Below are 7,521 nucleotides of genomic sequence, written 5' to 3' on the forward strand. Positions count from 1 at the left end.
GCAGACTAATTAGTCTGCTTTTTTATGTTTTAAAATATTATTGGTACATGTGACCATCTGTAAAGTCTTTGTATTTTTTGTCTCCGTTTTGCTTGTTATTCATCTCTCTAATTTTTTTGTCTTGAGCATCAAGAGTTTTTCTCTCTTTCGAAAGTTTTATTCTTTGTAAAAAAAGCGGTGTATAAATAATAACAAATAAAGCTATTGCTGCTATAAGAAGTATATTGGTAGATATCAAAATCATTATTGATTAAGCAATTAAAATCAAATATATAAATTCTTAATTACTTTTCATTATCATTTGGGTACCAATCTAATTGTACAATTTCAATATCTTTTGTTTTGCTATTAATTATAGATTTAAAATTTTCTACATCACTATAACCATCAGTACCACGATAATGATAAGGATAAACTTGTTTAGGTTTAAAACTAAAAATAGCATCTGCAGCACTTTCAACAGTCATGGTATAAGGTAAATTTATGCAAATAAATGCTTTATCTATATTTTGTAGTTTTCTCATTTCAGGAATATCTTCAGTATCTCCAGAAATGTAAATGCGCTCTTTTCCAAAGGTTAAAACATAGCCATTTCCTCTTCCTTTAGGATGAAACTTTAGTGCTTCTTCTCGTAAATTATACATAGGTATAGCTTCTACGCTAAAAGTTTTAAAATCTTCTTTACTACCATTAATCATAGAAGTAGTTTTTAGTCTAATACCTTTAGGAAGCTTTTCGGCAACTGCTTCAGGAGCAATAATTTTGGCACTATCTAAGTCTAAAGATTCGATAGTATTTAAATGCATATGGTCACTATGTATATCTGTAATTAAAATAAAATCAGCTTTTGGGAAATTTATAAATGCTTCTTTTCCGCCTGTTGGATCTACATAAATAGTTTTTCCATCATACTCTAAAACCATTGTTGCATGCTCAATTGGAGTTATTTTTAATTCAGAAATTTTAGAGATGGATTCAGAACTATTAACATCAGTTTGTTTGTCATTTTTACATGCAGATAAACAAATAAATAAAGTAATAATAAGGTAATATTTAATTTTCATATTTAGATTTTTTATAAGTGCTAAAGATAATTTCTTTATTTCATATACTAAAATTGTAACATTTAAATAAATTTAATACATATAAGTATGCGATTTTATTTCAGAAGTAAGATTTTTTAACGAAATTGCTTAACCAAAAAAAATAAAACTTTAAAACTGAATATATCCTATGGCTGATGATTTTGACTTATTAGAAACTAATTCACAAGAGAAAACCGAAAAAGTAGATGTTAACTGGGGAAAAGCCATAGATACCATGAAATCTAAGCTTGCCCAAGAAGACGATCCCGAAAGTCGTCAGAAAATTCTAAACGCAACACTAGATAATGTTGTGGATATGGCAGAGAAAGATAGAACAACACTTTTAGATGCTATTAAAGATTTAACAGACTACCAAGACGAAGTTGGTATTCTATTCGAGCGTTTCTCATCGCTTAACGCAGACGAACAAAAAGTTATCGACGATGCGCAAAAAGCATTAGAGCGTTCTAAAATAGAATTAGAAGACGCGCAAAAAACACCAGATACTTGGTGGAATAATCTTTGGGGACGAAAAAGTAAAATAGCTAAAGCAGAGCAAGCCTTAAAAGATGTTGAAAAAACACGTGCAGGAGCAGACAATAAAGCTAAAGCAATGTTTCAACAACGTATTGAAAGTGCAGATGTGCAAACACTGTTAAGCGAGTTGTCTTACAAATCTCAAGCTGCAGTAATACGTTTAAAAAACCGTGAAGTAGAAATTAAGGAAGTAGAAGAAAAGCTTAAAGATGCTATTGTAGAGGCTTCAAAAAACCATACAAAAGCATTAGAGAAAAAGAAAGAAACAGAAGCAAAATTAGAAGAGCATTACGCTTTACTAAAACAATCACGTCAAGCTTTAGAAGAGGTTGCAGATAAGCAATCTACAGAATATTCTGAAGCTTTATCTAAAGTTACAACTTTAGAACAGAAAGTTGAAGAATTGGAAGGTCTTAAAAACGCTTACACAACTTTAGCTGCTTCAAAAGATAGTTTTGTTCACAAGCATAATTTAACTATTAAAGTATTAACGTCTTTACGTTCAAACTTACAAACGCATCGTGCAAAATTAAAGAGTGATACAGACGAGCGTCTTAAATATTACGATGGTTACGTTGTGGCTTTAAAAGCAAGAACAGATCAAGAATTTGCAGCCATTTTAGAACATTTAGGTGTAAAAACCGATGAGCACATTGGTGCGACTCTAGCATCTATGCATACAGCAAGTGCAAAAGCACGTCAAGAAATGATGGATAATATTCCAGTGCACGAAAAAGTGATGCAAGGTGTTTATGGTAGTTATGCAGAGGCTTTACAAGAGATTAGAGCTAAAGATACAGACATCCAAAAGAATTTTGCAGAGCGTTACGGAATCGACATGAAAGAAATGTTTGAGGACTACTACTCAGCAGATGCTAATGCACCTTCAGGCGATGGTGACGATGCTCCAGCTCCAAAAAAGGAAGACACTAGCGACGACGATTTGCTAGGTTAATTGTCGCTTCGAGTGATTTTTGAGGCACGAAAAAATTGTATCGAGAAGTATTAGGGCGTTTCCTGCTTTTGCTTTTAATAGCAAAAGTAGGTCAGGCTTTCACTACTCGCTCTCTTCGAGAAGCTCAAACAGATCGTTTCAAATGCTTTGCATTCATGAGTTCAACTTTATAAAAATAATAATAGATGAATAATCCTTAACGCAACTTACTATGAGTGATTTTTTAAAAAAGATTAAACTTATGGATAACCTAAATGTTGAGTTAAATATTTCTAAATTAGAATTTGTGAAAGCTTTAAGAAATCATATTGAGATTTCTGATTTAGGAATTTTTTCAGATTTTTCAGATATTTTTTCTTCAACTAAAAAAGAGTTTAAAGGAAAAGTAGATAATAAAGGATTTATTATAAAGCGTAAAAGACGCTTTTTAGATTCTAAAAGAAATTCAACAGCTAAAGCATTAGGTTCTTTTAAAGAAATTGAAAATAAGCTTATAATAAATTCAGAAATTAAAGGGATTAATAATAAAATGTATTTTTTTATTGTATCAGCAATAATGTTTTATTCAGTATTTATTAGTGTTTTTTTCTTGAAATTTTCCGAAATGAAGGTGGAATTATTATTGTCGCTATATTATTTCATGCTAGTTTAATGTTTGGAATACCATATTTATTTATGAGAGTTAGCGTAAAACGTTTGAAAAAAGATTTAGAAAGAGCATTTCATTTTATCAGTAAATAATTTAAACTAAATGTCAATAAACTATGTAGTAACATCATTAGATTCTGCTGTTTTAGACAGCAAATAAAAAAATATGATTCATTAAAATTTTATTTATGTTTCGTATTTATAAATTATAAATATTTATTATATTTACAAAAAAAACATATTTATTATGGCAACATTCACATCTTCTTTACCAAGCACACTTTTAGAGCGCTTAGCTAGCTTGGCTAAAGAGTTAGAGCTTCCTAAAAATAAACTGTTACAAAATGCTTTAGAGCTTTATTTAGAGCAATTAGAAAAAGCAAGTTATATTAAGTCTTACAAAGAAGCTGGTAAAGACGATGATTTAATGCTAGTTGCAGAAGAGGGCTTACTGGACTATTTCAATACAATTAACGAGATAGAATCTTAAATAATGAAACAAGGAGACATTTGGGAATTATATCTCAATCCAACAAAAGGGAGTGAGCAAAGTGGTAGAAGACCTGCTGTAGTTATTAGTGGTAATATGTTAAACACCTATTTACAAGTGGTTATTGTTTGTCCTTTAACTACAAGTGTTAAAAATTATAAAGGCAATTTAATTATTGAGCCTAATAAAAAAAATGGGTTGTCTGCTATATCAGAAGTTTTAACCTTTCATGTGCGTTCGGTTTCTAAAACAAGACTGGATAAAAAAATTGGAAGCATAGCACTTAAAGATGTTGAGACTATTAAAAAAACATTAAACGATATTCTTAAATTTTAAATAAAATTGTAACACCTTTAAATTATGAAAACACTAGTTTAAATAACACCTAAAAATACGCTTTGAATCTCTGTTACAACAAAGCGAATCTAAGTGTAATAATACAAAGAAGCGTAAACATAAGTATGTAGAATCGATTAAAAATTTCTCACTCCTAACTGTAAACTAAAATATGTCAATAAACCACATAGTAACACCATTAGATTCTGCTGTTTTAGACAGTAAAGATCAATACGTGTTCTATCATAAAAAAGTAGATTTTGCTTTAAAGGAGCTTATTACAAGTGTGCAATTCAACAAATTGTGTACAGAACAAGAGACTACTTATTTTAAGCAATACTGCGATTTACTATTATATTCTATAGAAGCCATGCGTGTAAAATACATGTATGATGACGAAGATAATATGAAAGTAGATTTAACCGATTCTGGTTTTCCAAACTATCTAGAGTTTCGTTATTTATATAACGATCTCTCATTACGAGATAATTACCTAAATAAGTTAAAAGACGTTAGTGAATTGCAAGAAGACTTTTTAACGCAATTAATGCATAAAAAAGAACCTGTAAGACGAGATAAACTGTTTCAAGCAGCATCAATAGTCTATTATACATCAGTAGAACAAAAATTTATATTTAATCGTTTTGTACAAGGTAAAATAATTCAAGCCGAAGCAGGAAGTCAAGCAGAATACATGGTAAGTTGGAGCTTTTACGATGTGTCGCTAAACAGACCATTTGTTTGTTTTATGTATTTCGACTACGATGGAAAAAACCCAGAAAGCGAGAAAGAAGAAATCTATGAGACTTTAAAAAATGTAGCAGATAGAAAAATGGCATTAGATACTATGGCTTATGGTATAGATAGACGTTTAAAAAATGTAATGCCAAAGCATATAAAACGTATCGATTTAGGTCCATTTCACAATATTTTTGCCAAAGACGAAAACACATTAACGCATAGCATTTTAGAAAGCATTGCTAAAAAAGAAGTGCCTTTAGAATCTTACGCTTTGTCTTTTAAAATAGACGAAGTATTTTCTGGGAGTGAATTTAAAGAAGGCGGCTATTTTTCTAAGCAAACTTTACAAAAATGGAGCGATATCGTTAAGCAAAAATATGTATTTGCACCACATCGCATTATTCAATTATTATATAACAAGAATCCTGAAATTATGAATAAGTTGGCAAAGCCACCTTTTCAAGTAGCAGATCTTAAAATGAAGTAATTCATGAAAATATTTTTTTATTTATTTGCTTTTATATGTGTTTCATTGAACGCGCAACAATCTTTATTTGGTGATTATGAATGTTCTGAATCTATAAAAGTTGATAAAAAACTTAAAAATATTTATAAAAACTTAGCTTTTGAATTTCACTTAAACAAAATTCCTAAAGTTGATAGTAATGATGAAGATTCTTTTATTGAGGTAAAAGAGAATAATCCTAAAATTTTTTTTGTTAGTTATTTAGTAAATAATTCAAAAAAAGATGTTGAAATAGATTTAATATGTGGTTCTCTTAAAATTATTCAAGAGGCAAAAAACAAAGATGGTGAATGGTTGCCTGTAGAAGAACAAATGTATTCTGAATGTGGAAATTGTTTTTACACATTAAACTTAAAGGATAATTATAAATTAATGATTCCAATTTATAAATATAAAGGTGATTTTGAAACTCAATTTAGACTTAAATTGAATATTAATAATGAACAAATTATCTACTCTCAAATTTTTATGGGTAGTATTAGTTATAATAGATTTTCTAAAATAGAAGCTAGAAGTAAATATTAAACAAACAAGTTTTAAAGCTTAAAGAAAAAAATATGGAGCATAATTCCACTTTCCCAATTAAAAAAAACGAACTAGACATGCTTCGCGATGAAGCAAGCGGTTATTTAAAATCTGTACAATGGGAACAAGGTGCAAGAGCTAAAAATAAAGATAAAGATGCAAAAGGCGAATCTATTCTATTGTATTTGTCTCGTGCTAATAATGGAAGTGGAGCTATAGAAATAACTTCAGTTTCAAAAACCATTTTGGCGCTTAAAAAGCGACTATTACCAGATTCTATTGCTATTCCTGTGCATTTAAACCAAACACTTTTTGCAGTGCAAGAAGGTATTGCTTTGGGTATTTGGGTAAAGGATAGTTATTATGATGCTTCAGGTTTATCAAGTTTACACGAGCGTCGTTCTGCTTTAGATTCTAACGGAAAACGTGAATACGAAAGTAAGATGCAAACCTCTACTGCATTTATGTTGTTCTCGATGGCATACCATATTCTTCATAATTTAAAGCCTCATGCTTCAGACGATTTATCTGTAATGAAACAAAAATTTGCTGGCTTACCAGAAGTGTCTATTATGTCACCTCTTAAAGGTATTGCATGTAGTTTATTTTATTTCGATAAATATTTAGGACATCCAGATATTATTAAAATAGATAAAGATGTTATCGATTTTGCTGTTGTTTATTTTGAAGCACTAATAGCCGAAATTCAACTTCGTAAAAGCAGCTTAGAATACACAGAAACTATTGTAGATAGAACCTACAAGTTAGAAAACAGTGAGTTTGCTATTTCAGGTTGGGATAATGTGTTTTCTGGTACTGCAAAAAGTATTGAGTTTAATAAAATTCAGTTTGAACAAATTGTAGGAAACAGAGATGCAAAACACTTTGCAAGACGTTTAACTGAGCGTATGCTGAGTTACGATTTCGAGGCTAAGAAAAATCCGTTTCAAGAACTAGGTGGTTTTATGCCAGTTTTTATGGGTTATGGTATTCCTGGAACAGGAAAAAGTATGCTTATTGCTGCTATTGCTACACGACTAAAAGAACATGCAGATAATTTAGATATTCCGTTTTTATTCCATCCAATGCCAGATACTTTAATTAGTACTTTTCAAGGTGGTAGTGCCGAGAAAATGGTAGAATGGATGAAGCCAATGCAAGATTCTTCAAAATTAATTTTTGCATCAATTGATGATGCAGAAAATAATTTACAAGAGCGAACATCACAAGGAGTTTCGGCAGGTGTAAAAGAGGTTATTGGTGTTTTTCTTAGATATACAGAAGGTGCTTATGCAGTAAATTATGGTAATAGTTCTATTGGATTATTCACCAATTTGCCAGAAATGTTAGATAAAGCTGTGATTTCTCGTGTACAAGGTCGTTTTAAAATTGATGGTGCACGTTCAGAACATGATTTCTTAGACCAAGATCATTTATGGTGGAGGAAACTGGATAAAACAATGCCAGATTTTGTAAATATGTCAAGTCCTAGTGATTATGAATATCTTAAAGATCAAGGCCTAGCAAAAAATATGGGAGATATTTTAAATAGTGTCGAAAAACCAAGTGAGGCTAGAGTTTTAGAAGCTTACGAAAAAGCCAAAAAAGGAAACAAGGTAACAGAGCATGAGTTTTTTGCTAACTTATATTTAGAAATTCAGAAAATATTTCCATTCTT

General features: G+C 30.3%; 9 protein-coding genes. 7 read left to right on the forward strand and 2 right to left on the reverse strand.

The annotated features are described in order from the left end of the window. Positions 1-37 precede the first annotated feature (37 nt). Both Q0C58_RS04770 and Q0C58_RS04775 read right to left on the reverse strand, forming a co-directional pair. Complete coding sequence (locus Q0C58_RS04770) at positions 38-238, reverse strand: hypothetical protein (RefSeq protein ID WP_290698181.1); 201 nt, start codon at positions 236-238, stop codon at positions 38-40. Positions 239-284: 46 nt separating this feature from the next. Continuing rightward, on the reverse strand, positions 285-1,064 hold the full coding sequence (locus Q0C58_RS04775) for an MBL fold metallo-hydrolase (RefSeq protein ID WP_290698183.1): 780 nt from the start codon (positions 1,062-1,064) through the stop codon (positions 285-287). 169 nt (positions 1,065-1,233) lie between these two features. Between Q0C58_RS04775 and Q0C58_RS04780 the strand changes: the two genes are divergently transcribed. From Q0C58_RS04780 to Q0C58_RS04810, 7 genes are all read left to right on the forward strand, one after another. Further along, complete coding sequence (locus tag Q0C58_RS04780; protein WP_290698185.1) at positions 1,234-2,577, forward strand: microtubule-binding protein; 1,344 nt, start codon at positions 1,234-1,236, stop codon at positions 2,575-2,577. 241 nt (positions 2,578-2,818) lie between these two features. Beyond that, complete coding sequence (locus Q0C58_RS04785) at positions 2,819-3,229, forward strand: hypothetical protein (protein WP_290698187.1); 411 nt, start codon at positions 2,819-2,821, stop codon at positions 3,227-3,229. Between the two features lie 243 nt (positions 3,230-3,472). Next, entirely contained in the window at positions 3,473-3,715 is a 243-nt protein-coding gene (locus Q0C58_RS04790) for a CopG family transcriptional regulator (RefSeq protein ID WP_290698189.1), read from the forward strand. A 3-nt stretch (positions 3,716-3,718) separates the two neighbouring features. Next, the gene (locus tag Q0C58_RS04795; protein ID WP_290698191.1) at positions 3,719-4,051 is read left to right on the forward strand and encodes a type II toxin-antitoxin system PemK/MazF family toxin; all 333 of its coding nucleotides are present in this window, start codon (positions 3,719-3,721) and stop codon (positions 4,049-4,051) included. Positions 4,052-4,223: 172 nt separating this feature from the next. After that, positions 4,224-5,279 carry a hypothetical protein gene (locus tag Q0C58_RS04800; RefSeq protein ID WP_290698193.1) on the forward strand — a complete coding sequence of 352 codons (1,056 nt, stop codon included), beginning with the start codon at positions 4,224-4,226 and terminating at the stop codon, positions 5,277-5,279. A gap of 45 nt (positions 5,280-5,324) precedes the next feature. After that, complete coding sequence (locus Q0C58_RS04805) at positions 5,325-5,843, forward strand: hypothetical protein (protein WP_290698194.1); 519 nt, start codon at positions 5,325-5,327, stop codon at positions 5,841-5,843. Positions 5,844-5,875: 32 nt separating this feature from the next. After that, positions 5,876-7,521: AAA family ATPase (locus Q0C58_RS04810; RefSeq protein ID WP_290698196.1), on the forward strand; the 1,646-nt coding region annotated here is incomplete at its 3' end.

The organism is Lacinutrix sp. (genome assembly GCF_023299985.1).
Lineage (GTDB): Bacteria > Bacteroidota > Bacteroidia > Flavobacteriales > Flavobacteriaceae > Lacinutrix.